Genomic DNA, 23,331 nt, shown 5'->3' on the forward strand with positions numbered 1-23,331 from the left:
GCCAAACGACGCGCAGAACGCGCAATAACGTTGGCGCACTGGCCCAACTGTGAAAACCACGGATCGGTGACGGTGTGCAAAGGTCAACGGCCCGTTTCGCGGGCGATGCGCATTGCGACGCGGCGGCCACGCCAGCGGCAATGTGCGATGATCGCCGCACGCCACAGCGGCTGATGATGGTGTATGCCGCCGCGCGAGTCGAAGTATGTGCACGATCAAGGGTCGAGGCCGCTCGGAGTGAGTGCCGCGTGGGAGTCGAAGGCTTCGTCGAGGATGGTGAGCCAGTTGACAGCTCCCTCGTGCGCGCACCACTCGTCGTCGGCAAAGCTCACGATGGTGAAAGCAATTGCGGCAGTGAGTCGAACGTTCCGGTTGTCAGGGAAGGTACCTGGTCGTTTCGCCAGGACAGCTGCGACCTCGCGCTGCCATCGTTGAGCGACCAAGTGGGCGCGCCCACGCAACACGGGAGTGTCAGCAACCACGCGGTGCTGACGCAGGCGGCGCTGACGCTCATCCCCGTGCACCTCGCGCACACGAAACATGCGTAACACCTGGTGGATCGCCTCGAGGTCCGGCTCGTGCGTCGGGCGCGCCTCGAGCGCGGCACAGAAGTCAGGGACCGTCCATTCGGCGTCGATGAAAAGGACTTCCTCCTTCGACCGAAAGTAGCGAAAGAAGGTGGTTACCGACACCTCGGCGTCGTTGGCGATTTCCTCGACCGTGGTTACGTCGTAACCATTTTCAGCGAACCGCTCTAAGGCGACATCAACAATGCGATGCCGCGTTGCAAGCTTCTTGCGTTCTCGTAAACCCATAGTGACCTCAGCGTACGGTGGACTGCCCCGGACCTGCCACACACGCGGCGTCACAGACAGCATCAGCCAATTTCGCGGACCAGTGGCGCGGTTTGAGAGTGAATAAAAAAGTGGTAGTTGACTAACATTTGGTAGTTGACTTATGATTTTCACGTAGTCGAGGCCTCCACAACTTCAGGACAACCCCACACAACGTGCCTGAAGGGCGCCGACACTACAGACTTGGTCACTGCCTGGCTTGCCACAGAGCGAGCGCCGGCAATGACCTATGTACCGATGCGCATCGCCACGAAAAGGACTGCGCGCCAAAGTGATCCAATTTCTGATCAACCGCATGTATCACCAGACGCGGACGCTGTAACTCAGCACCTAAATTCGGCCGATCCCCAAGAGAGGTAAAGAAATGGGTTCATCTAATCTTGCCGTCGATTCTCAAGCCCCCGATGTACACGAGACCCGGCGCATGCGCATCACACCACTAAGTGCCAACATTGGAGCACTCGTAGAAGGGGTCAGCCTCAACGCCCTCAACGAAGACGAGTTCGACGAACTGCACCAGACCTTACTGAAGCATCACGTGATCTTTCTCCGCGATCAAAACTTGTCGGAAGCGGATCACGTCGACCTCGCAAATCGGTGGGGCACTCCGATGGCCAACCCGGTAGCGAAACTCCACGGCGACGAAACAGTCTTACATTCCGTCGAAAACAACGCGAAAAAGCGGCCGCTTGCAGACGGATTCCATACGGATCTCACCTACTGGCCGGAGCCACCTAACCTGGCCATCCTCTACGCGCTCGATATCCCCGCAGTGGGAGGCGATACCCTCTGGGCCAGTCTGTACGCCGTCTACGACAGTCTGTCTGACGAAATGAAGCGAGTGTGCCAGGACTTGCGCGCATTGCATAAGCCCTCCGACCACTTTATTCAGGCAAATGTGGCCATGTACGGAGCTGAATCCGAGCAGGTGATCCGGCAGAATCTTCAGGGCGCGGTTCTTCCGTTCGTCCGTACCCACGAAGAGACTGGGCGTCAAGCCTTGTTCCTGAGCTCCTTCATCGATCACCTTGTGGGCATGCACAGGCCTGAGAGCGATGCACTTCTCGGTTACCTGGGCAATCTCGTCAATAATCCGAATTATGCGGTTCGGTGGCGTTGGCGAGCGGGCGACGTCGCGATTTGGGATGAGCGCTGCACGAATCACCGCGCGCTTTCGGATCACTACCCTCAGTACCGGCTGATGCGCCGCTGCACGGTCGAAGGAGGGCGGCCCTTCTACCGCCCTGACGGAGCGTCGGAACCCTTGTTTGAAGGAACCTTCGCCTGACAACGATTCACCCTTTCAGGCGGACACCGCACAATGTCTCAATTGCGGGCGCGAGGTCGGACCGTGCCGAGATGCACGGTACACCTTGCCCCGAGATATCGTCCGAACTTGTAAACCACCGGTCACGAGCCTGTCGGGAACAGGTCGACGTCCTTGAGCTGCAACAGATTTAAGCCAAATGTGCTGCCAGACAACAGCCGGAAAGAGGTGAATTCCAGATGGAACGAATGGAAACATCAATTGACGTCAACTATGTAGGCGCCCTCGCTACACCAGTACAACGCGACGGCGAAGAACTGACCCGAAGGATTTTGGAAACAGACACCTACCGCACAGCGATGAGAAGCGTCGAAATGCTCTACGCGGCCGACCCGCAGGGCTCGACACCGGCTGGAAAAGCGACGATCGGCAGAGCTGCCCATTCACTGGCCACCGCAGCGACCCAATATGCCATCTGCTCGGACCCGGAAATTCCGATGCTCGTGTGGGGCGTAACCGCTCCACACGAGTTTCAAGGACTGAGTTCCCCCAGGTCCGGTTTCGGAATCGAGAACCCGGACAACGTTTACCGGCACACAGCGGTATCAGGGTCCTCGACATATGAGATCCGCGGGAAGATCAACTACCCGAGACCTACTGAGCAACACTTCGAGCTGCGCGACGCCATCCCTGGGACCACCTCCCTCACCGCCGAGGGCGGCATACAACTCGCAGGGTTGCACAGCGACGACATCGCGGTCGAAGCGGACGGGTCTTTTGTCATCACTCTGGACGCCCAGCCCGCCAACGGGCGGACCAACCACATCCGGATCCCTGCAAAGCAAGATTCGTTCTTGATTATCCGGGACCTCCTCGACGACTGGTCAACGGAGAATGTTGTCCGCCTCGATCTGGTTCGGACTTCAGGTCCTGCGGCTCGCGAACCGCGAAGCTTGGAACAGCTCACTACACGTTCGGTAGAGTTGCTGACGCAGATGGCGCCGTTCTGGCTCGACTACTTCAACAAATATTTCTATAGCGAGGCAACAAATTACGTGCGCCCGGCGCGTCAGCGTCCCGCAGGTCGCGGACTCTCGACGGGGGGATGGTTCGACGTGAACGATGGAGAAGCGTTGGTTGTCACCGTCGATCCACTGGGTGCTGCGTCCCTCGGAATTCAACTCTCCGATCCGTGGGGAGTGGCGTACGAGTACATCGATCGAACAAGTAGCTTGAATACCGTTCAGGCAGAGCCTAATCCGAATGGTACGTACTCGTTTGTCATTTCCCGTGAGGATCCCGGCGCCTACAATTGGCTCGACCCCGAAGGGCACAACTCGGGAATGGTTGCAGTCCGCTGGCAATCCCTGCCAGTCAACGCCCCCGTCGAGTTGGCCATCCGGCGCTCCGAAGTTGTCAAATTGGATCAACTCAGAGAGCGTCTACCGGCAGGTACTTCCTTCATCACCGCGCAGCAGCGTGAACACCAGCAGACCTTCAGAGCCAGCAACTTCTTGCGTCGATACACCGACTAACGCACTTGCAGGCTAAGGAAAATAACCCAAGATCGAGCGATATCGATTTCGATGGAACGTTCCTCACTATGAGCGGCACGTCCGACATCGATGTGTCGGTCGAAGTGGACCGTTGAGCTATTGTCGTTCCCCGCCTTGGGAACTGCGTATGATTGGCCGATCACTTCCACAAACACATTCCTTGACCGTCACATAGATCTCACGATCAACAACTGCAGCGGGCAACAGAACTTGTCTCACAGGCGATACACGAGTGCAGCCCGAAATTTGCGTGCTCGCAACAGAACCCGGCTGTCCGCCAGGTTCCGGTCAGCGGGACAACTCAACTGCCACCATGGTGCACATCACACAATAGGGAATCTTCGCTGAAGATTTCACTCATCCTTCCATTTGGAGGCGTCCCAATGACTCGTAGCTCCCTTCGTCGTCCACGCAGATTGACGGCGGCTACCCTGGCGATCACCGCAAGCATGTTGCTCGCTTCGTGCGCAAACAGCGAATCAAACGGCGGTGCAGGGGAATCCGCAGATTCAGGTTCCGCGCTCGAGATCGGCATGGTCAACGAACAAACAGAGCCCGGCACGCCCAACAAGGGTGGAACCTTGACGTTCAGCGGCTTCTCCTCGGTGACGACACTTGATCCGGCGAAGTCTCAGGTTGCCGGAGCCGTCGGTGGCAGTGAACTCGGAGCGATTTACGACTCGCTGATGCGCTACGACCCTATCGAGAAGACATTCGTTCCGCAGTTGGCGCAGTCCCTCGAGCCCAGCAGCGACAGCAAGACGTGGACGCTGAAGCTTCGTGACGGCGTCAAGTTCAGCGACGGAACGACTCTCGATTCCAAGGCAGTTGTCGACAGCATCAACCGCTACGTCAACAACAAGGGACCGCAGTCCAGCCTCTGGGCAGCCAAGGTCGCCTCCATGGACGCTCCGGACGCGTCGACGGTCATCTTCAACCTCGTTGACCCGTGGACCGGCATTCAGTCGATGCTCTCCACCGGCCCCGGAATGATCGTCGCCCCGACCGCGCAACAGGGTGATCAGTTCACCCCGATCGGCGCCGGCGCATTCACCCTCGAAAAGTTCACTCCCAACGAGGAACTGCTGCTCGCAGCGCGGCCTGACTACCACGGCGGCGCACCGAATATCGACAAGCTCAAGCTCATCAGCATCGTCGGAGCTCAGCCCACCGCCGAGGCCCTCAAGACCGGTGGCATCGACGCGGCATACATGCGCACACTCACCCCGATCCTCGATCTGATCGAGTCCGGCTACCCGGGATTCATCGACATCCCGTCGCTCGGCTACATCGCAAACGTCAACATGGCAGAAGGTCGCCCCGGCTCGGACCTTCGTGTGCGCCAGGCAATGGCACTGGCCATCGACCCCGAAACCCTCAACACCCGTGTCAACAACGGCAACGGCCTTCCCGGACAGGTGATCTTCCAGGACACCTCCCGCTGGCACAACGACGTCGCCCCAATCGGTGTGGATCCGGCCAAGGCCAAGGAACTGCTCGATCAGGCCAAGGCAGACGGCTACGACGGCAAGGTCACCTTCCTCTCCATCCAGGAGCCGTCCTCACAGGCAACAGCCCTTGCTGTGCAGGCAATGCTCAACGCAGTCGGATTCGATGTACAAATCGAATACGTCACCAGCGCAAGCGACGTCACTAAGCGCGTCTTGGTGGATCACGACTACGACATGGGAACCGGCGCGCTCAGCCTGTCCGAGGCCGATCCTTTTGAACGCCTGTATACCAATCTCAAGACAGGTGGCCGCAACAACGCCACCGGTTACTCGGATCCCCAAATGGATGTCCTACTCGATGAACTCGGAGTCGCTACCACCGACGAGGACAAGAAAACCGTCCTCGCCGAGATCCAGCAACGCGCCACAGACACTGTCCCCTGGCAGATTTGGGGCAATGTCCCCACGCTGGACGTGTGGAACAAGAACGTGCACGGCCTCCAGCAGAGCATCGACGGAATCATGTTCTTCGACGAAGCATGGAAGGAGTGATCCGGTTGGAGGCCAACAGCACAATGCCGGCTTCGATGTTCGGTAATTGCGCCTCGCCGCGCGCACCATACCGGACTGCGTCATGACGCTGCCTGGGCAGGCTAGCGTTCCGACAGAAGCATTCACCTACCTCGCCGACATGATCAGGGACTTCCCCGAAAAATTCGCACAACTGCCGATGCCCGACAATGCGATCGACGCCGCCGAGGGCAACCGACTGTTTCTGCGATACCTGACGATCGGGATCGAGCAATTCATCGAGTACACCGACCCCGCCTACCCGGACTTCCAGCAGAAAACCCGAGCAGGAGTGCGAAAGTTCGCGGGAGACAGCCCTGCTCAGCTATACGACTCGAGCCCCGTGTCGTCGAAGTACCAGTACATCGTCACGGGAAGCATGGCCGAGACGGAACTCATCGAACTCACCGTCTACTCAGGCGATTTGAGTGGCGCCAACAAAACACCGCGACGTCTCATCGATGCGATCACAGAAGCCGAGATCGACACCACGACGGACGGCAGCTTCACGCTCACAGTTGCCGCCGGGCATGAAGGACGCAACGGGGTAAAACTCGATACAGACGCCAGTGTCCTTTCGGTTAGGCGATATCTCCGTGATCCTCGCGTCGACAGGCCGCGGCCATTGTCCATTCGAAGAATCGGCGGGCCCGTAAATCCACCTCCCATCACCGCTGATGCCTTGGCCACCGGACTCGAGCGCGCCGCGCAGTTCGCGTGGTTCAACACCCGAACTTGGGCACAGTGGGTGGGAACAACTAAGACCGAGAAGTTCAACGCCCTCAGCCCCATGCACGATTCGGGCGACATCTTTACCCCGGCCGGACACAAATACATGAACGGCTACTGGGCGGTGCCGGAGGGGTATGCGCTACGTATCTCGTTCACACCACCTACGGGAGCCTACTGGAGCTTCGTCCCGATGAACTACTGGATGGAGTCCCTCGAATGGCGCTTCGGCAACCGCGTCTTCGCCACCAGTTTCGATACCGAACCTGACGAAACCGGGCGGATCGAATTAGTTCTGGCGCATGATGATCCCAAGATTCCTGGCGCGACCTGGATAGAGACGCTCGGGCACAACGAAGGCACAATGGCGTTCCGATTCGCGCGCTGCCACAACGAATTACCCGAGACGACGATTGAACTCATCTGCCTAGCAAAGGACTCGGGACAGGAGTAGGAGCCGCAGGAGGGTCCGTTTCCGACGGGTCGGCGCGGCCGGCTGGCCCTGCGATACATCGCATCACAAACGCGAGATGGAACTCCCGTTTACACTCGCTATCGGACATGATGACCAGAGCGGCGGCGCCGTCATTAAAGGGGGCACGCGTTGCCGGCGGTGACAGTGCCTTCCGGACGGAACACCGGCAGGGTAGTCGTCGGTGGAAACAACGGTGCCGTCAGGCAGGGTGACCGGGTGATCTCCCGCGCGAAGAATCCTGTCTCGAGGGTCTCCCGTGCCCGAGTCGAGGCGTTCCGTCTGGTTCGACACCACCGGAACGCACTGCAACTGGTTGATCCCCGATTGGGCTGCGGTCGCCGAGGACTACGACGCAGCACACCTGAGCCTTCACGGATACCTCACCACGCCGGAATAGCAATCTCTCTGTCCGGCAACAAATGTGCGACGCTTCTGGGTGGATGGGATCCCGATCCCACATTCTGGCTGACGCCGGTGCCCTGGACATCGATGACGATGCGCGGCCGAGATCAGGCAATGCAATCCCGGATACGATATCGGCGGGATGCTATCGATAACGCGCCACGGCCGGAGCGGAGCCTCGGTGCCGCTTCGATCCGCAGATCCTTCCCATTTACGAATTCTGCTTGGCCAAGCGTCGTGAGGCCGGTTTCGACGGATCTTCGACGAGTGCTGCGGGTTCTCTTAACCTCGGCAGAGACGAAGGCGGAATCCGTGGATTTCGCTGCCGATGCAGGGTAGCTATCGGTCGGGGGCTGTGGCCGTTGATCGTCCTTGGCGCTCGTTAATCCGATCGGGAGTGTGTAGCGGCGGATTCCCAACTCACGAAAAAAGCCGCGGTGCATCGCCATCCGGTTGTTCTTCAGATCGGCCAAGAGACTCTCGATACCGACTTCGGAAAGAGGACTCCTCCCACACGAGGTCGCCACGTTGGTACGGCATCTGCAGACCCGTCTCGGTGAAGGCCTGAAACGCGAACCGACACCGAATCGCCGGTCAAATGACTAGGGTCGATCAGTATGACGGCACTCAACGCAATCGGGCGTACCGGCGCCACTGCCCTTGCGACCCTCGCGATCTCCGGCTTCCTGATGTCGGGGACCGCGGCAGCGGCGCCGAGCACAGTTCCGTTCCAGGTCGACCCCTTCATCCCGCTCGTCGATCTACCCACGCCCCGCCTTGCCGCGATCGTCGGCGAAGAACCGGGCGCCGCCGTGTTGCACGTGCGCCGCGCACCCGGGGACGGAAACCCGCACGCCGCAGTCGTCCACTGGCTGAGTCTCGGCACCGGAGCATACGGATCCGCATCGTTTCCGACGCTGGATGCTCAACCCGTCACCATTCGTCCGGGCTCGGGTCAGGTCGTCGCATACGTCGACCCCCAGGCGATCGGAACACCTGGCTTCGGCACCTTCTTCGTTCCCTGAAACCTGCGTGACCGTCAAATCATGGTCCACTCGAACTTCGCGATGTCGCCGACGGTGAGTTCAAACAGATCCTGCCCTACACGTTGCCGCAGACTCTCGGACACGACGTCGCAGCCACCGTCACCCGGCGTACGCGCGCCAAAAGGCCGCCCGAGGAACCTCAAAGTGATCAACACACAGAGCGAGGGCGCTGGTAGCGCATGTACAAGTATTCGGCTTCGAGCAAGACGTGCCGGAGCTGCAACGCCTGGGGAACCTCGAGTGGCGGGGCAGCGATCGGCCCGGAGACCGGTTGGGGTCCCGCCAGTGTCGGGGAGAGAGTAAAGCACATGTCGTCAACGAGATCGTGGGCGACAAGGGTAGACAGAAGGGCTGGGCCTCCTTCGCAGAGCACTCGCATCAATCCGCGATCTCGTAGGCCGGCGATCATCGCGACCGGATCAACATAGTCGTCCCCGGCCACCATGATCTCGACACGGGACCGCACATCGGGACCGTATGTGGCGGCCGCCTGTGCACTGGTGACGACGATTGGGCGCGGCCCTTCTGCGGTGAATAGCGCCGATTTCCAAGGAAGGTCACCGCTGTGCGTGACAACCGCAACGGGCGGCAACGACACTTGCCCGCACGCGTCGCGGCGGTATCGGCGGAGTTCCGCATCGAGTGTTACAGGTCCGTACCGTTCCGCGCGTATCGTTCCGGCGCCGACTAGGAGCACATCGCAGTAGGCGCGCAGGGACCTCAGCAACTGATGATCAGCAGTGTTGGAGATTGGGCGTACTCGACCGTCGAATGCAGCGGCCCCGTCGAGGCTCGAAACCATGTTCACTCGAACCCCTTCGGGGGCGTCTGCGTAGAAGTCGTGAAGGGTGCGGCCTTGGGCGTCTATGGGAAATAACGATCGCCACCGATGCACTGTCATGCGTCGTGTCCGGGTTCGAGCGCTCGAACGTCCGCGAACGTGATGTACTCGTCGAGTTCTTCAGGTGCGTAACCGGTTTCGGGTTCGAGCAGGAAAGCAACATGGTCACCCGTGTCCACCTGTTCGAGGATGCGCCCAGCGAACCAGGCCTCGGCTTCTTCGAGTATTGGAAGCCCGAAAGGCCCATGGCTCCACTCGCAGCGTGTGAACTTGTCGATATCGTCGCCCGTCGACTCCCCGAACAGCTTGGCTATCGCGTCGTTTCTGCGGGGGATGAGGTGTACGGCCAGATGCTCGGCGGCGGCAGCGAGTCGGTAGGTGTGGTTCTTGTTCGACAGACCGATGAGGAAACGCGGAGGCGAAATACTGATCTGCGAGGCGAAACCGACGAGACACCCCGCCCGCTGGTCTCCCACCTGAGTGGTCACGACGAACATCGGATAATTTAGTGCCCCCACGATCCGCTCGAAGGCACCGCTGTCCGGCGACTGAAGGTTCTCACTCGAATCCTGCATCGTTGCTCCCTTCACTCCGCTAGCTACCCCTACGGGAGGGACAGCTAACTGCGATGTCCTTATTGCACAGCAACCCATTCTCACTGTTGCCGATTATCTATATCAGATGGTATAGATTTGAGGTAGCAAGAGATGCACATACCGATGGACAAAAATCAGATCAGGTGCTGCCAGGCGCAGAGCCTGACGTCGGGAAAATTCTCCTGGCACCCCAACACCTCGGGAGCTGGACAATGACGATGATCGGCATTACACCCGCTGAGAGCGGCACGACACGCGCTGGCAGCTCGACTGCGCGCCGCCGAACTCACTCAACGAAGCTCAGGAAGACCTCGTTGAGCTCCCGGGGCAGCCACACCTGAATCTCTTTATCCAGTTCTACGCCGGCGAGTGAGGATAACCAATGGGCAAGTGGGTTTCCCTGCCATGGGACGTATTGCGCTTGCAATACACGGTAATTCGGTTTCCGCTGACACTTCTGGGGCGCCTGGTCGTACGCGCATTCGACACCGATGCGCCATGTCGGCTCACGTACCAACAGATGCTCGAATCGATCGACGGTACAGCGGGGACCATTCTCGGTGACCGCACCCTGGCCCGCCGAGCACAGGCAGAGATGGGGCCCACCAGCACGGAAATACCGTCGCCGACAAACTACAGTCCCCTGCCAGTGGCCTTCGATTCGGACTCACATGTACGAACCGAATCCCCCGAGGATGGACGACTGCACGCGCATCACATGGCGGATTGGCGATAGGCCTGGCCCGATCGGCACCACTTACCCGTCCAATGACATAACACCTTTGCGCCACATCGAAGTTCAGCCCACACTTCCCACCACCTTCTGACTCGAAGTCAACTTTCGGAAAAGAAATCGAGGAGGCACAGTGCCCAAGAAGGAGCCCACAAAGAACCCCCAGATCCCCGGGGTACCAGGCCCAGTGACACCGCCTCTGGAAGAACCGGCCGAGCCCAGCGCTCCGTTGCCACCGAAAGACGATCAACGCTCCCCTCAACTTCGCACGGCGACAGCCGAAGTCGTCGACGGCCCTGACTACGCGCGTGGACAGCAGGGTGAATATCTGACCACCGCACAGGGCGCCCGCCTTTACGACACAGACCACTCTCTCAAAGCCGGAGAACGCGGCCCAACTCTGCTCCAGGACCACCACTTACGGGAAAAGATCACCCACTTCGATCACGAGCGGATCCCCGAGCGCGTCGTTCACGCCCGCGGCGCCGGCGCCCACGGAGTGTTCCGCGCCTTCGGTGCCGCTGAAAAAGTGACTAAAGCAGGCTTCCTCCGCAGAGGAGTCGAAACCCCCGTATTCGTCCGTTTCTCCACAGTGCTCGGCTCACGCGGCTCGGCAGACGCGGTCCGAGACACTCGCGGCTTCGCCACCAAGTTCTACACAGCCGACGGAACATTCGACCTGGTCGGCAACAACATCCCGGTCTTCTTCATCCAAGACGGAATCAAATTCCCCGACATCATCCATGCCGCGAAACCACATCCCGACCGCGAGATCCCGCAAGCCCAGAGCGCACACGACACATTCTGGGATTTCGTCTCCCTCCACACCGAAGCCACCGCGCACACCCTCTGGAACATGTCCGACCGCGGTATCCCCCGGTCGTATCGAATGATGGAAGGATTCGGCGTTCACACCTTCCGGCTTCTCAACGACGACGGAGAAACCTCGCTCGTGAAGTTCCACTGGAAGCCCCGCCTGGGCGTGCACTCGGTGGTATGGGAAGAAGCACAACTGATCAACGGATTCGATCCCGACTTCCACCGCCGCGATCTCGCCGACGCCATCGAAGCCGGTGCGTACCCGGAATGGGAACTGGGCATCCAAATCTTCCCCGACACCCCCGAGCAGATGTTCGAGGGCATCGACCTCCTCGATCCCACCAAATTCGTTCCCGAAGAACTGGCCCCGGTGCAACCGATCGGGGTGATGACGCTCAACGCGAACCCGACCAATTTCTTCGCCGAAACCGAACAGATCGCCTTCCACCCAGGGCACCTCGTGCCCGGTATCGACGTCACCGACGACCCGCTACTACAGGCCCGCCTGTTCTCCTACCTGGACACCCAGATCAGCCGGCTGGGTGGACCCAACTTCGGTCAGATCCCGATCAACCGCCCACACGCACCGGTCAACGACACGTTCCGAGACGGAATGCACCAAAGCGCAGTACATTCCGGTGTCGCCCCCTACAAGCCGAATTCACTGGACGGGGGTTGTCCCTTCATGGCCGGCGCAGAGTCCGGGGCGTTCGTCGAAGTACCGGTAGCGCTCGAGGCCGGTACGAAACTTCGCGGCGCCCCAGCCACTTTTGACGACCATTACTCGCAGGCGCGTCTGTTTTACAGCAGTCTCACTGTCATCGAACAAGACCATGTCGCACAGGCGTACACCTTCGAACTAGGAAAGTGCTACGAACAAACGATCAAGGAACGAGCCCTCGGTGTGATCGCCAACATCGATCCCGACCTGTGCGCGAGAGTCGCCGCCGGGCTCGGCCTCCCGGCCCCGCAGCCGTCCGTCCCGTTCGACGACGCACCGACACCTAGCTCTGCCCTGTCCCAGATCGGCGCGCAGTGGCCGGTTGCCGGCCGGGTGATCGGCATCGTGGCCGATGAGAACTCCGATCTCGCCGCGGTCACCGCAGCGGTGTCAGCTATAGCAGCCGACGCAATGGTGCCATTGGTGATCGGCCCCCACGGCGGTGAATTGGTCTCGGACTCGGTCACTGTTCCCGTCTCGCGCACCTTCGATACCGCACGATCGATCGAATTCGACGCTCTCCTGCTCGCCGGGGCACCTGCAGACCCACGAGTGAATATCCTCCTGTCGGAAATGTTCCGGCACGGCAAGGCCATCGGGGGGTGGAACGACGGGATAACACTCCTCAGCAACGCTGGCATCGCTGATTCGGACGGCGTCGTGACCGGGGAGGACGGACCGTCGGCGCTCGAACAGGTAGTGACGCTGCTCGCATCGCATCGAGTCTGGAGTCGCCTCTGAGCAACGCCGGTGAGGTGACTGAATCTGAGTAGCGGCACAGCCACAGTTCTGAGTAGCGGCACAGCCACAGTGAAGACAGGATGACCCTTGCAGAAACGACGCGCCTCACAGTCGGTGAACCTGGACGAGACTGAACAGTCCGACAAGAACGGACAGCGAAACATTCTCGCCCGGGCCATAACTGGGCCACTTCTTTTCATCTTTATACTCGGCGACGTTCTGGGCGCCGGAATCTATGCACTGGTCGGTGTCATCGCCGGTGAGGTCGGGGGCGCGGTCTGGGTGCCGCTCCTGGTAGCCCTGGCGATGGCGTTGCTGACAGCGACGTCGTATGCCGAATTGGTGACGAAGTATCCGCGCGCGGGCGGTGCCGCGGTGTTCGCGCAACGAGCGTTCCGTAAACCGCTCGTCTCGTTTCTCGTCGGCTTCTCGATGTTGGCGGCGGGAGTGACGAGCGCAGCGGGACTTGCACTGGCATTCTCCGGCGACTATCTCAAAGCCTTCGTCGACGTGCCCACTGTTCCGGCTGCACTCGTGTTCCTGTTACTCGTGGGCCTTCTCAACGCGCGAGGCATCAAGGAGTCGATGCGCGCAAATGTTGTCATGACAGTCGTCGAGGTCACCGGTCTGGTGCTGGTCGTCGTCCTCGCGTGCGTCGTGCTGGGGCGCGGTGACGGAAACTTGACTCGCCTCGTCGAGTTCGACGACAGCCGTTCCCCGGCATTAGGGGTGCTGGCTGCTGCGCTGCTTGCGTACTACTCGTTTGTCGGCTTCGAGACGTCCGCGAACGTTGCCGAAGAGGTGAAGAACGTGAGCAAGGTCTACCCCCGTGCCCTGTTCGGAGCTTTGGTGACGGCAGGCGTCGCCTACGTGCTCGTGGGATTCTCGGCTTCGGTAGTTCTGCCCGCCGATGAACTCGCCGAGTCGTCCGGTCCGCTGCTGGCAGTAGTGTCGGCGGCCGACGTCGGTTTTCCACCTCGACTGTTCAGCCTGATAGCGCTCGTCGCCGTCGCCAACGGTGCGCTGCTGACGATGATCATGGCTAGTCGGCTCACTTATGGAATGGCATCCGAAGGGTTGCTTCCCTCATCGTTTGCGAAAGTACTTCCGCAGCGACGCACCCCGTGGTTGGCAATTGTCGCCACCACTGTTGTCGCCATGGGTTTGTGTCTGACCGGGTCGCTGTCTGCATTGGCTGAGACGGTGGTGTTGCTATTGCTGGTCGTCTTTATCAGCACAAATATCGCCGTACTCGTTTTGCGTCGTGATGTGGTGAAGCACAGCCACTTCCGAGCGCCGACCATCTTCCCGATCCTTGCTCTTCTCACCTGCGTCGCGTTGCTCACGCAGCAGAGCGCGGCGACTTGGCTACGCGCCGCAGCGCTACTGGCGGTCGGGATAGTTCTCTACGCCCTCTCACACCGCGCCACGAAAAATGACACAACGAGCTCCAACGCGTAACCATAGGACGAGGTTTTCTGCTACCGCCGCGCTCCCGCGAGGAGGCTAGATTGGTGTAGCGGGTCCTGGCGACTACAGGAACGACGAATATTCCGACCGAGGAGTTTAAATGGCGAAGACGGATCGCAGCGACAAAACCCCGAAGGCTGGACATCCCGGCCCCAAAGACAAGGGCGAGGGCGGTGGTATGGCTACGCGCGAGCAAGCCGCGGAGTCTGCTCCGAACTCAACTGATGAAAAGAAAAAGCGTCAGTCATAGTCCTGATTGATCAATCGCTTTGGATCAGGACTTTCCCTGAGTCGGTGCCCAACGAACCGTCGACTGTAACCGATGTCGCGCGCGAAAATGCGAGGTACATGATTGATCGTCGAGTTGTCGTACAACTCCCACGAAGAATTCGTTGAGCGCCCGGAGTGGGTTGATCAGGCGTGGTAATCGCGCCGTTCGAATGGTGCGTTTCTCTGCCTATGGCGGCTGCTGGGCATCGATCGTAGCGCCGTTCGAAGCCCGGTCCGCAGTCGTGGGGCCGACGTCTCGGACTTGGACAAGATGGTGCGGAATTTCAGTTCGGAAGCAGTCTCAGGGGCGTCGTCGGCTGTCGCACGGAGAAATCGGTCGGGCAGAGACAGTTTGTGAATGGTGCGTAGGGTTAGAAGATACTGCCGTGCAAGGGAACCCGTGGTGTAGGGCAGATCATATTTTTCGCACAGCGCACGGACCTGGGTGGAGATTTCCGCGTAGCGGTTGCTGGGCAGGTCTGGAAATAGGTGATGTTCGATCTGGTAGCAGAGGTTGCCGCTCAGGAACGCCATCACCGTCCCGGCACGGAAGTTAGCTGAGCCGAGCATCTGTCGCAGGTACCATTCCCCGCGAGTCTCGTTCTCGAGTTCGGCGACGGTGAACTTCTCGGCGCCGTCGGGGAAATGCCCGCAGAAAATCACCACATATGCCCATACGTTCCGTAGCAGATTCGCGGCCAGATTCGCCGTCAAAGTCCGTCGCCACCGACGTCCGCTGAGGGCGGGGAAGAACAAATAGTCCTTGCCCATTTGCCGGGCGATCTTGCCGACCAAGGCTCGTGTATCGGCAGATTTTTCGGAGTCGGTGTCGGCGTGGTCCTGTTCGGAATACAGGCTGTGCAGGGCTATACCCCATTCGAACGTCGCCGCTAGCAACAGATTCCGCAGCGGCTGAAAGAGATTCCCCGGACGCCACGGCTGGTCTCGAGTGATGCGAAGCACGCCGTAGCCGAGGTCATCGTCCATCCCCACGACGTTGCTGAACACGTGGTGGCGATAGTTGTGGGAATAGCGCCACTGCGAGGAGAGCCCAACCATGTCCCACTCCCATGTGCCGGAGTGAATTTCAGGGTCGTTCATCCAGTCCCATTGACCGTGGGAGACGTTGTGCCCGATCTCCATGTTCTCGACGCTCTTGGCCACCCCGAGAGCCGTTGCCCCGACTACCCACGCGGGCGTGGTTCTGGTGCCGTGGATCAACAGCCGCGCAATGACATCGAGTACTCGCTGAAACGCGATGGTGCGGCGGATGTATGAGGCGTCCGCTCCGCCGAGCGATTCGGCGACTGCTCGGCGGATGTCGTTCAGTTCGTCGCTGAGCGACTCGACGTCTGCTGCGGCGAGGTGCGCGTATTCCTTGATGTCGGAAATGGCCATCAGTGTGTTCCTGCAGTGGTTCCCGCGGGTGTTGCTGTCGTGACACAGCCGCATACGGGGAGGCTGTCAGTAGTAGTGGCGCCGACCGGCCACTGCGTGGCCCATCGAGCCCATAATCTCCAGCACCGCTCCGATGACGACGAGTGCGATCCCGACATACAACAGGACGGGGACGCTGATCACCACGCCGACAATGGCGAGGATGATACCGAGAATAATCATGATGATTACCTGATTTCGGAGTTGAAGGAAGGTACGGTGCTCTGCACGACATGCACGGCGGGAATCTTCTTCCTCTAGGGCGCTTTGTCGGTGCCGACACAGCGCGTTGTCGATGATTCGATGACGTGCCGTCCGATCATTGTGTGATGCTGCGCCTAGCCGTAGCCCCAGATGTTCGACGGCCAAAAGGAATTCGACGGTCGAAAGAGACCACAGGTGGTCTTTCAAGGCTCACCGGGGCCCTCCTGGCCACTACGTTCAATGTCCAGTGAACGCCGCGTTTCCCCAGCTGTCAACGCTGTATATCTACGCTTCCGGCCTACAGTGTTAGGTAGTCGAAAGGAGACGGCGATGGCGAAGTCCCCTGCACGTGGCAGCAGCCGTTCCGTCGACGACGGCTCAGACGGTAGCGCACTCACCAAAGAGCGAATCCTGGTGTCGGCACTCGAAATTCTCGATCGTGACGGCATCGACGGACTTTCGATGCGACGCCTCGGAAAGGCACTCGGACGGGATCCGATGACTCTGTACCGACATGCACCCAACAAAGCAGCACTCCTCGACGGGGTCGCCGAGAAGGTCCTCGAACAGCTTGTCGTCGACACCGACGACAACGACTGGATGACCCAGCTTCGCTCGATCGCCCGGCACTTTCGTCGCTTGGCGCTCGCGCATCCTCACGTGGTCCCCTTGCTGGTCACCCGGCCCCTTGCAACACCTCTGGGAATGCGACCGCCAGGAACCCTGCGTCCATTCGAAGACATCCTGAGTTTGCTCAGCCGAGCGGGTTTCAGCGCTACCGACGCGTTACGCGTCTACCGGGCGTTGTTCGGTTTCCTTTTCGGACATATCCTCCAAGAGCTGCAGGAACTCGTCGAACGACCCGACGAAACCGACAACTTACTTCGCCTGGGGCTGAATCGGCTACCGATCGGGGAATTCCCGTTGGTGCGTGCCCTCGCACCGGTTCTTGCGTCCTACGACGGCGCCGCCGAACTCGAACGGGGCCTCGATATCCTCTTCTCCGGTCTGACCTCCACACTGACCTCCCCGGAAGGACGGACAGATACCAACTGATCGACAGTGGTTCGATGCGCGGCCCGTGCATCGGAATTCCTGTCCGATGACTCCTGACCTCAGGTGTCGTTGGACTGGCTATTCGTTGGACAGCAGCGGTCCCAGCGGTCCGAGGTCGATGTTGAGGTCTTCGGGTGTGAGACCGAAATGCTCCCTCAATTCGGCCATTCGATCCTCGAGCAGCATCAAAGTCGTGCCGATGCGCTCGATCTGTTCGTCGCTGAGATCTCCGTGCTCGACACGGCGCAGCGCCTGGCGCTCCATGAGTTGACGCAGGAGTTCGACGAGCGTGAGAACCAGGGTGACCAAACCACGTTCGACTGATTCGGGGTCTGCGTCGATCCGCTGCGGTAGAACGCGGCGGCCGAGGTCTGGGTTCGCATCCGAGTCGAAGGCCCCCGGTTCAGTCATCGGTGATGTCCGGTTCTGTTGGATCAGGAACGAGCGCGCTAACCGACGCGATCAGGGTTCGAAGCGAGATCCGCACCATGTCGACGTCTGCCAGCGAGAGAGTGATCTCGCCGGTGACGACAACTCCCCCGCCGAGCACCCGGTCGAGCAGGTCTACGAGAGCGATGCGACGAGTATCGTCGGCCGGGACCATCTCGCTCATCGAGTCACCATGTCGATCCCGGAAAATGAGTACGGGGGCCACGGTCCGGTCAGTTCCACTGTGATGCCCTCACGTTCGGCGTCGAGCGTCGCAACGAAGGTTGTGAAGTCGTCGACCCGATCGTCGTCCACAAGGTAGGTGCCGTTGAAGATCATCCAGGCGCGTTTTCCGGACAGGACAGGATCGGTGACAGGCCGCCGGAGACCGTCGACGGCGCGTTGGAGTAGCGCAGCATGTAAGTCGTCTGCCTCGGCCGCTGCGCGGCGTTCCACGTTCTGTTGCGCAGTCAACTCGGCCCGGCGTCGAAGCAGATAAGCCGTTCCCTTTCCGCTCGGACTGGGCTCGGCTTGTTTCTCGGGTGATGTCTGCGCCAGCGCACGTGCATCGCCATAACCCTTGACTCCCCATTCACTTCGCCCGGCAACGGAACGTAATGCGGCGCAGAACTTTTCACGCCCGACCTCGAGCAAACTGCGAATTCGGTCGTCGTCGAGGTACAGGGTGGCCAAGCGCAGCGGAATCGTGGGACCGCAGCGCAGCACGGCAGACACGACGCGCTCATGGGCTCGCGCGGTTGCTGCCAGCCAGTCGAGATCTTCGAGGTGCCGTCGCAGTGGAACCTCGCCGAATTCGTCGAGATCAACCGAGCCCACTACCGCCGCCAGGTCGGTCGAATGCACCACCCGCACAGCCTCACCCGCCACGCCGAGGACCCCGCTCAGGGACACGCCGTCGAGACTCTCGGACGTGATGGCGTAGAGCCACACGCCTTCATTTCCTGTCATCGTCTTCGTCCCAGCGCCGCGTCTCCACCTCGATCGGCTCGTCCGAGGTAAGTGCGGACTTCACTGACCTGTCGGCCTCGAGTTCGGCGATCCGTTCCCGCAAGCGTGTGTTCTCCAGTTCGACGCTGTTGTTCTTTCCGGTAAGCCAGGGATCGTGCTCCCACCAATCGATACCCACCTCCTTCGCCGTTTCCAGCGAAGCGATCACGAGTCGCACCTTGATCGTCAGTAATTCGATGTCGAGCAGGTTTACCTGAATGTCCCCGGCGATCACCAGACCTTTGTCGAGCACCCGTTCGAGAATGTCCCCAAGGTTGGTCGACTGGCGCCCACCGCCCATGCCGCCACCTGAGACCTGTGGCAGGTTGCTCGAACCGCCGCCGGCGACGGTCATGACCGTCCGCCCATACCGTCACCCGCACCGCGGGCATAGCGGCGGGTTCTGCGATAGGACAGCAACTCTCCGTCCATATCCAACACCACCTCATATAGTGCGAGCATGTCCGTCGACGACGGGACGCGCCGATCCTCGACCACCTCCACTTCCACAGTCCAGCCTTCGTCGGTCGGCATCACCGACGTCGCACCCAACGGCTTCTTTCCAGTCAACTGCGTGATGTCGCGCAATGCGAGTTCGGCGACGTCATGTGCAGGCAGGGGCGGTGGCTCCTCTTCCACCATTGCGCATCACTCCTCCTCCTGAGTGATCGTCTGTCGAGTTGCAGCCATGTCGTCGAGGATGACCTGCTGCGCTTGTTGTTCCTCTTCCGCCGTGATCTCGCCCGCAGCCCGCGCTTCCTCCAACTCCTCGAGAGCGCGGCGTGCACTGGCGGGATTGTGCAGTTCGTCCTCGACCTGTTGTTGAATCAACTCGGCCAGCGAGATCACCCCGCGCACCGGGGCGAGTGGCAACGTGACGATGAAGGAGAGCAAACCCATCGGTCAGCCCTCCGGTTTCTGTGTCACCACAAAGTCGTAGGCCGCGAGCGGGCCGAGCAACCGCATCTCGACCCGGCCGTCCCATTGCTGCGCCAACTCACCGACAATGTTCTCGAGTTCGTCTTGTCGTGCGACCTCGACGAGCACCGCCACTTGCGCGGCTTCCTCCTCGTGCGTGGGTTCCCGCACATTGAGGAAGTCGGTCAGCGCTGTAAGCGCATCGACCACCGCGCGAGTGTCTTCCTCTCGCTTGGCCACGATGGCGTTGCTCACGATCTCACCGAGGGCCATCCTCGCATCACGAGTGACCTCTTCGGGCTGATCACGGATAGTGTCCCGTAGCCTGCTTGCCTGTTCGTTCTCTTCGATAACTTCCCTCAGGATCGCCTTTTCGACGTAGCGCCCCTTCACGATGTACTGCGCGAGTCCTTCGAGTTCTGCCAATGCTGCGGCGAACTCGTCGGCGTGTGCTGTGAGTAATTCGTCCTTCACCGCGTCCGTGTCGGTGAGGACCGCCCCGAACCTCAGGGGAAGAACGGGTGCCACGCGAGCAGTTCCGTTCAACAAATTCGCGTGGGCTTGTAGGTCCTCGGGCTTACCCAGCCGTCTGTCTACCGAGATTTCGCTGACGAGCGCGGCAATGTCGCCGTGTGTGACTATGCTGACCGCTTCGTCACACACGCCGACTGCGTCCTCTCCGGCCTCCACATCCGCAGGCACGATGCCGTACACGTAGATCCCGCTGGTTCGAGGCTCCTGGCGCGTGTCGGCAGCTTGGTTCGACGTAGACGTATTCGACGTGGACATCATCAGTCACCTCGGCTCGACTTGCGTGAAACTCGTTCGCGCTCAGGCTCTTCCTCGCCACCGCCGAGGATTCCGCCGAGCTTCTCGCCAGCTGCTTCGAGCGCGCCCTTGGTTTTCGATTTGGCACCGCTCTCGGTGACATCCCCAACCAAATCCGTCAGTCCCTTGGGTTCATCGCCGATCTCGAGCCGGTTCACCGCCTCCGCGAACCGCAGATAGGTATCGACACTGGCGACGACTACGCGTGCATCAATGGTCAGCAGTTCGATACCGACCAGGGAGACACGCACGTAGGCGTCGATGACCAGGCCCTTGTCGAGGATGGTGTCGATGACATCGGCGAGGCTACTCGAACTAGGCCCGCCGCCGACTGCGCCGCCACCGCCTCCCGCGGGTTGTATCGACGTCATCGTCGTGCTCCCTGCTTCGAACCCGCGGACTTTGCTGCCGCGGTCTTGCGTGGGCGGCCTCTACGTGCCGGCGCCTTGTCCTCACTCGCGGGCGCAGTTTTGCGGGGGCGTCCTCGGCGTACCGGCGGAGGCGGTGGCTCCTCCTCGGGCTCTTCCTCAGGTTCCTCGTCCTCGTCTGTTTCCTCAGGTTCCTCGTCCTCGGGCTCTTCCTCAGGTTCCTCGTCCTCGTCTGTTTCCTCGGGCTCCTCGTACTCGTCTGTTTCGTCGGGCTCCTCACCCTCATCTGTTTCGTCGGGCTCCTCACCCTCATCCAGTTGTGTTTCGTCCTCCTCGGCCTCGACGACCTGGCCGTCCCGGATTTCTCCGCGCCAGCCCTCGATGTCATCGGGATGGAGAATGGCCTGCGTCATCACGTGACGTTGAAAGTGCTTGAGTTCCAACCGTGCTCGCCGTCCAGGCGCACGCCACAGGTTTCCCGTCTTCTCGAAGAAACCCTTCGGTTGATATTCGAGGATCACGAGGATGCGGGTCAGATCTGGCGTTACCTCGTGGAACGTCACCGCCCCGTCGACGTAACCTTTGGCACCCTTCGAACGCCACACGATCCGTTCATCGGGAACCTGTTCGAGGATCGTCGATTCCCACGTTCGGTGCGACAGGAAGACCTGGGCCTTCCACTCGAGTTTCTCGTCCGATTCCTGCTCCACTCGTTCAACCTTCTTCATGAACGACGGAAAGTCGGTGAACTGAGTCCATTGGTTGTAAGCCAGTTGAACAGGGACCCCGACATCTATCGATTCGATGATGTTGGTCAACTTGAGCTTCTTGCCCTTACCCCCGCCCTTGCCTCCACCGTCACCGCCGCCGGTGACCGCGTCCTTGACGTCGGAAGCCCTGTCCTTGACCATCTGCTTGGCGCCCTCCCAGCCACCGCTCACGGCTGACTTGAGGGGTGACTCACCGTCATCCGATTTCTCGGAACCGGTAACAGCGGCGAGCAACCCGCCGCCGCCACCCTCGGCGTAGTCGTTGAGCCTTTCCGAGGTGTTCGACACAGTTTCCGAGACCGACGACAAGGCACGTTCAGCCACCGCACCGAGTAGCTTTTGGAACGAGTCCTGTAACACGCTCGACGAACTGTGTCCGTCACCCGGTATAGCTTCTTGTAGTTTCTTCGCGGCGTTCGTCATCGTCATCATCTCCGTGAGCGTCGGACTGGCGCAGAGTCCGTTGCGGCTTTAGCTCGTGTTCTGTGGCTGCTTTCGGTAGCCTCTTCTCCCTCACCCTTGTCGGACTTGGTCTTCCGCGCCGAACTACTGGATCGGGTGCTGCCGGTACTCGAGGTGCGGCGGCGCGGCGCCGGCCGCTTGCGTGGAGTCGACTCCTCTTCCTCAGGTGCGTCGTCTTCCTCCTCGTCGCGTTCCTCATCGTCGCGCTTGTCGTCCTGCGAGTGAGCGCTTTTCTTGCGGCCGAGCCTCCGGACCCCTGCGACGTCACCGACGGCGTCTGAGACGTCATCGACAGTGCCCGATACGGAGTGACCGCCCGCCAACAACCGGTTACTCAGAGAATCGATGCGTTGACTGGCAGCGGTGACTGCTGCGGCCTTCGCTGCGCTGACCAATTCTTCCTTGACCACGTCGCCGATCTTGGCGGCCTCCGGCGATTTTGCCAGCATCTTGGTGCCGCGTTCCAGCAAGTCACGCGGTCCGCCGGGGAAGCGGCCAGTCGCGCCCGCGGCCGCGAACATCAACGCCATCTTCATTCTGCGGGTGCGGCCCAGCATGTAGCCCGCGCCGACTGCCAACGCCACTTGACCTTTTGCTTTCATTGTCGAACCCCTTCGCCGAGTAGTCATAGCGCACCTCTTGCCAAACGTCGGCAATGTGTCGCAGGACGGTTCTCGGAGGTGGGCCGCACAACCGTGTGCGGTAAGGGTGCGCATTTCGACTACCCTGCCCGTAGGGCACTCAATCATCAGCAGAACACTTGATTCGGCCGAGTGTTGGTTCCCGCTTTGCACCAGGCGGCCATCGCCGAGTATGTGGGTCGTGCGTGATCACCTCCGCGACCGTGTCGATGGGACTGACGTGCGCGTTGTTGTTCAACAGCTTTCGACGGTTGTGGCCTATTTGGCGGCGGCTCGCACCGCTGCGATCACCCCCGCGACAATGAGCGCCAGCACGAGGACGACGAGCAGCACCGGCCCGAGCAGGAGCGCAAGGGCAAACAGGAGGACGAGCATGACTTTCGTTTTTCCACTCAGTCCTGACACCATGCCTTTGACCGCGGGCAATACAGGATTCTTCCCCGTCAGAACTGCCCGGACGCCTGCCAGCCCCGCTGATACGCCCGGCCCGTGGGGTGTGGCCCCTTCGACAAAGGTCTTCATCCTCTCCTGGAGCTTGCTCCTCACCGCCCCTACCCGATCCTGCACCGAATCAGCAAGGTGAGTGTGGGTTTTCAACCACTCGAGGGCGGCCTCGACCGATCGCCACACCGGACCGCGAGCAGTGCCGGTGGAGACGCCTTCGGGCGC

27 protein-coding genes and 1 pseudogene are annotated in these 23,331 nt (G+C 60.5%); 11 read left to right on the forward strand and 17 right to left on the reverse strand.

Going from position 1 to position 23,331, the window contains the following annotated elements; translation table 11 throughout:
- Nucleotides 1–215 precede the first annotated feature (215 nt).
- Nucleotides 216–815 carry a TetR family transcriptional regulator gene (locus C7T36_RS06980; RefSeq protein WP_162487722.1) on the reverse strand — a complete coding sequence of 200 codons (600 nt, stop codon included), beginning with the start codon at nucleotides 813–815 and terminating at the stop codon, nucleotides 216–218.
- 403 nt (nucleotides 816–1,218) lie between these two features.
- Here C7T36_RS06980 and C7T36_RS06985 point away from each other — a divergent pair, with 403 nt between their 5' ends.
- From C7T36_RS06985 to C7T36_RS07000, 4 genes are all read left to right on the forward strand, one after another.
- Nucleotides 1,219–2,142, forward strand: coding sequence for a TauD/TfdA family dioxygenase (locus C7T36_RS06985; protein WP_084702411.1), 924 nt, complete (start codon nucleotides 1,219–1,221; stop codon nucleotides 2,140–2,142).
- A 338-nt stretch (nucleotides 2,143–2,480) separates the two neighbouring features.
- Nucleotides 2,481–3,656 carry a DUF1214 domain-containing protein gene (locus C7T36_RS06990; RefSeq protein WP_219908476.1) on the forward strand — a complete coding sequence of 392 codons (1,176 nt, stop codon included), beginning with the start codon at nucleotides 2,481–2,483 and terminating at the stop codon, nucleotides 3,654–3,656.
- A gap of 404 nt (nucleotides 3,657–4,060) precedes the next feature.
- Complete coding sequence (locus C7T36_RS06995; protein ID WP_045064333.1) at nucleotides 4,061–5,680, forward strand: ABC transporter substrate-binding protein; 1,620 nt, start codon at nucleotides 4,061–4,063, stop codon at nucleotides 5,678–5,680.
- Nucleotides 5,681–5,762: 82 nt separating this feature from the next.
- The gene (locus tag C7T36_RS07000; RefSeq protein WP_045064335.1) at nucleotides 5,763–6,881 is read left to right on the forward strand and encodes a DUF1214 domain-containing protein; all 1,119 of its coding nucleotides are present in this window, start codon (nucleotides 5,763–5,765) and stop codon (nucleotides 6,879–6,881) included.
- A gap of 88 nt (nucleotides 6,882–6,969) precedes the next feature.
- Here the strand turns inward: C7T36_RS07000 and C7T36_RS07005 are convergent.
- Nucleotides 6,970–7,198, reverse strand: a pseudogene (locus tag C7T36_RS07005) (acetyl-CoA C-acyltransferase); the annotation flags it as partial.
- Here C7T36_RS07005 and C7T36_RS30035 point away from each other — a divergent pair.
- Both C7T36_RS30035 and C7T36_RS07010 read left to right on the forward strand, forming a co-directional pair.
- Nucleotides 7,159–7,299, forward strand: a complete 141-nt coding sequence (locus C7T36_RS30035; protein ID WP_162487716.1) for a hypothetical protein — start codon at nucleotides 7,159–7,161, stop codon at nucleotides 7,297–7,299. The pseudogene C7T36_RS07005 and the gene C7T36_RS30035 sit on opposite strands and share 40 nt — an antisense overlap.
- A 622-nt stretch (nucleotides 7,300–7,921) precedes the next feature.
- The gene (locus C7T36_RS07010) at nucleotides 7,922–8,329 is read left to right on the forward strand and encodes a hypothetical protein (RefSeq protein ID WP_045064338.1); all 408 of its coding nucleotides are present in this window, start codon (nucleotides 7,922–7,924) and stop codon (nucleotides 8,327–8,329) included.
- Between the two features lie 169 nt (nucleotides 8,330–8,498).
- Here the strand turns inward: C7T36_RS07010 and C7T36_RS07015 are convergent, their stop codons facing one another.
- Both C7T36_RS07015 and C7T36_RS07020 read right to left on the reverse strand, forming a co-directional pair.
- Entirely contained in the window at nucleotides 8,499–9,251 is a 753-nt protein-coding gene (locus C7T36_RS07015; RefSeq protein ID WP_052683319.1) for a pyrimidine reductase family protein, read from the reverse strand.
- Entirely contained in the window at nucleotides 9,248–9,766 is a 519-nt protein-coding gene (locus C7T36_RS07020; RefSeq protein ID WP_045064341.1) for a flavin reductase family protein, read from the reverse strand. The genes C7T36_RS07015 and C7T36_RS07020 overlap by 4 nt, the downstream gene beginning before the upstream one ends.
- A 403-nt stretch (nucleotides 9,767–10,169) precedes the next feature.
- Between C7T36_RS07020 and C7T36_RS07025 the strand changes: the two genes are divergently transcribed.
- From C7T36_RS07025 to C7T36_RS30040, 4 genes are all read left to right on the forward strand, one after another.
- A complete protein-coding gene (locus tag C7T36_RS07025) occupies nucleotides 10,170–10,523 on the forward strand; it encodes a hypothetical protein (protein ID WP_052683322.1) in 354 nt (117 codons plus the stop codon).
- A 130-nt stretch (nucleotides 10,524–10,653) separates the two neighbouring features.
- A complete protein-coding gene (locus C7T36_RS07030; RefSeq protein ID WP_045064343.1) occupies nucleotides 10,654–12,801 on the forward strand; it encodes a catalase in 2,148 nt (715 codons plus the stop codon).
- Nucleotides 12,802–12,915: 114 nt separating this feature from the next.
- The gene (locus C7T36_RS07035; RefSeq protein WP_045064346.1) at nucleotides 12,916–14,262 is read left to right on the forward strand and encodes an amino acid permease; all 1,347 of its coding nucleotides are present in this window, start codon (nucleotides 12,916–12,918) and stop codon (nucleotides 14,260–14,262) included.
- Nucleotides 14,263–14,371: 109 nt separating this feature from the next.
- Nucleotides 14,372–14,521 (forward strand): hypothetical protein, encoded by a 150-nt coding sequence (locus C7T36_RS30040; protein WP_165826239.1) that lies wholly within the window; start codon nucleotides 14,372–14,374, stop codon nucleotides 14,519–14,521.
- 164 nt (nucleotides 14,522–14,685) lie between these two features.
- On the opposite strand, the gene C7T36_RS07040 is transcribed toward C7T36_RS30040, so the two are convergent.
- Both C7T36_RS07040 and C7T36_RS30045 read right to left on the reverse strand, forming a co-directional pair.
- Entirely contained in the window at nucleotides 14,686–15,939 is a 1,254-nt protein-coding gene (locus tag C7T36_RS07040) for an acyl-CoA desaturase (RefSeq protein WP_045064348.1), read from the reverse strand.
- A gap of 66 nt (nucleotides 15,940–16,005) precedes the next feature.
- Nucleotides 16,006–16,161, reverse strand: a complete 156-nt coding sequence (locus C7T36_RS30045) for a DUF6131 family protein (RefSeq protein ID WP_092802765.1) — start codon at nucleotides 16,159–16,161, stop codon at nucleotides 16,006–16,008.
- A gap of 351 nt (nucleotides 16,162–16,512) precedes the next feature.
- Here C7T36_RS30045 and C7T36_RS07045 point away from each other — a divergent pair, with 351 nt between their 5' ends.
- Nucleotides 16,513–17,238 carry a TetR/AcrR family transcriptional regulator C-terminal domain-containing protein gene (locus tag C7T36_RS07045; protein WP_033231553.1) on the forward strand — a complete coding sequence of 242 codons (726 nt, stop codon included), beginning with the start codon at nucleotides 16,513–16,515 and terminating at the stop codon, nucleotides 17,236–17,238.
- Between the two features lie 78 nt (nucleotides 17,239–17,316).
- Here the strand turns inward: C7T36_RS07045 and C7T36_RS07050 are convergent, their stop codons facing one another.
- From C7T36_RS07050 to C7T36_RS07100, 11 genes are all read right to left on the reverse strand, one after another.
- Nucleotides 17,317–17,649 (reverse strand): gas vesicle protein K, encoded by a 333-nt coding sequence (locus C7T36_RS07050; protein WP_045064356.1) that lies wholly within the window; start codon nucleotides 17,647–17,649, stop codon nucleotides 17,317–17,319.
- Nucleotides 17,642–17,851: a gas vesicle protein GvpJ gene (gene gvpJ, locus C7T36_RS07055; protein ID WP_033231554.1), complete on the reverse strand. Its 210-nt coding sequence runs from the start codon at nucleotides 17,849–17,851 to the stop codon at nucleotides 17,642–17,644. The genes C7T36_RS07050 and gvpJ (C7T36_RS07055) overlap by 8 nt, the downstream gene beginning before the upstream one ends.
- Nucleotides 17,848–18,636, reverse strand: coding sequence for a GvpL/GvpF family gas vesicle protein (locus C7T36_RS07060; protein ID WP_045064359.1), 789 nt, complete (start codon nucleotides 18,634–18,636; stop codon nucleotides 17,848–17,850). The genes gvpJ (C7T36_RS07055) and C7T36_RS07060 overlap by 4 nt, the downstream gene beginning before the upstream one ends.
- Entirely contained in the window at nucleotides 18,623–19,030 is a 408-nt protein-coding gene (gene gvpJ / locus C7T36_RS07065; protein WP_033231556.1) for a gas vesicle protein, read from the reverse strand. Before gvpJ (C7T36_RS07065) ends, C7T36_RS07060 begins: the two co-directional genes overlap by 14 nt.
- Nucleotides 19,027–19,317 (reverse strand): gas vesicle protein, encoded by a 291-nt coding sequence (locus C7T36_RS07070; protein ID WP_045064361.1) that lies wholly within the window; start codon nucleotides 19,315–19,317, stop codon nucleotides 19,027–19,029. The genes gvpJ (C7T36_RS07065) and C7T36_RS07070 overlap by 4 nt, the downstream gene beginning before the upstream one ends.
- Nucleotides 19,318–19,323: 6 nt before the next feature.
- Nucleotides 19,324–19,575, reverse strand: coding sequence for a gas vesicle protein GvpG (locus C7T36_RS07075; protein WP_033231558.1), 252 nt, complete (start codon nucleotides 19,573–19,575; stop codon nucleotides 19,324–19,326).
- 3 nt (nucleotides 19,576–19,578) lie between these two features.
- Nucleotides 19,579–20,382 carry a GvpL/GvpF family gas vesicle protein gene (locus tag C7T36_RS07080; protein WP_045064364.1) on the reverse strand — a complete coding sequence of 268 codons (804 nt, stop codon included), beginning with the start codon at nucleotides 20,380–20,382 and terminating at the stop codon, nucleotides 19,579–19,581.
- A 2-nt stretch (nucleotides 20,383–20,384) separates the two neighbouring features.
- Complete coding sequence (gene gvpJ / locus C7T36_RS07085) at nucleotides 20,385–20,792, reverse strand: gas vesicle protein GvpJ (RefSeq protein ID WP_045064366.1); 408 nt, start codon at nucleotides 20,790–20,792, stop codon at nucleotides 20,385–20,387.
- The gene (locus tag C7T36_RS07090) at nucleotides 20,789–21,991 is read right to left on the reverse strand and encodes an SRPBCC family protein (protein WP_375128398.1); all 1,203 of its coding nucleotides are present in this window, start codon (nucleotides 21,989–21,991) and stop codon (nucleotides 20,789–20,791) included. Before C7T36_RS07090 ends, gvpJ (C7T36_RS07085) begins: the two co-directional genes overlap by 4 nt.
- The gene (locus tag C7T36_RS07095) at nucleotides 21,988–22,623 is read right to left on the reverse strand and encodes a hypothetical protein (RefSeq protein WP_045064368.1); all 636 of its coding nucleotides are present in this window, start codon (nucleotides 22,621–22,623) and stop codon (nucleotides 21,988–21,990) included. Before C7T36_RS07095 ends, C7T36_RS07090 begins: the two co-directional genes overlap by 4 nt.
- 297 nt (nucleotides 22,624–22,920) lie before the next feature.
- Nucleotides 22,921–23,184: a hypothetical protein gene (locus tag C7T36_RS07100; RefSeq protein WP_230589987.1), complete on the reverse strand. Its 264-nt coding sequence runs from the start codon at nucleotides 23,182–23,184 to the stop codon at nucleotides 22,921–22,923.
- Nucleotides 23,185–23,331: the final 147 nt, after the last annotated feature.

The organism is Rhodococcus sp. AD45-ID, from assembly GCF_003023755.1.
In the GTDB taxonomy this organism is placed as follows: Bacteria; Actinomycetota; Actinomycetes; order Mycobacteriales; family Mycobacteriaceae; genus Rhodococcus_F; species Rhodococcus_F globerula.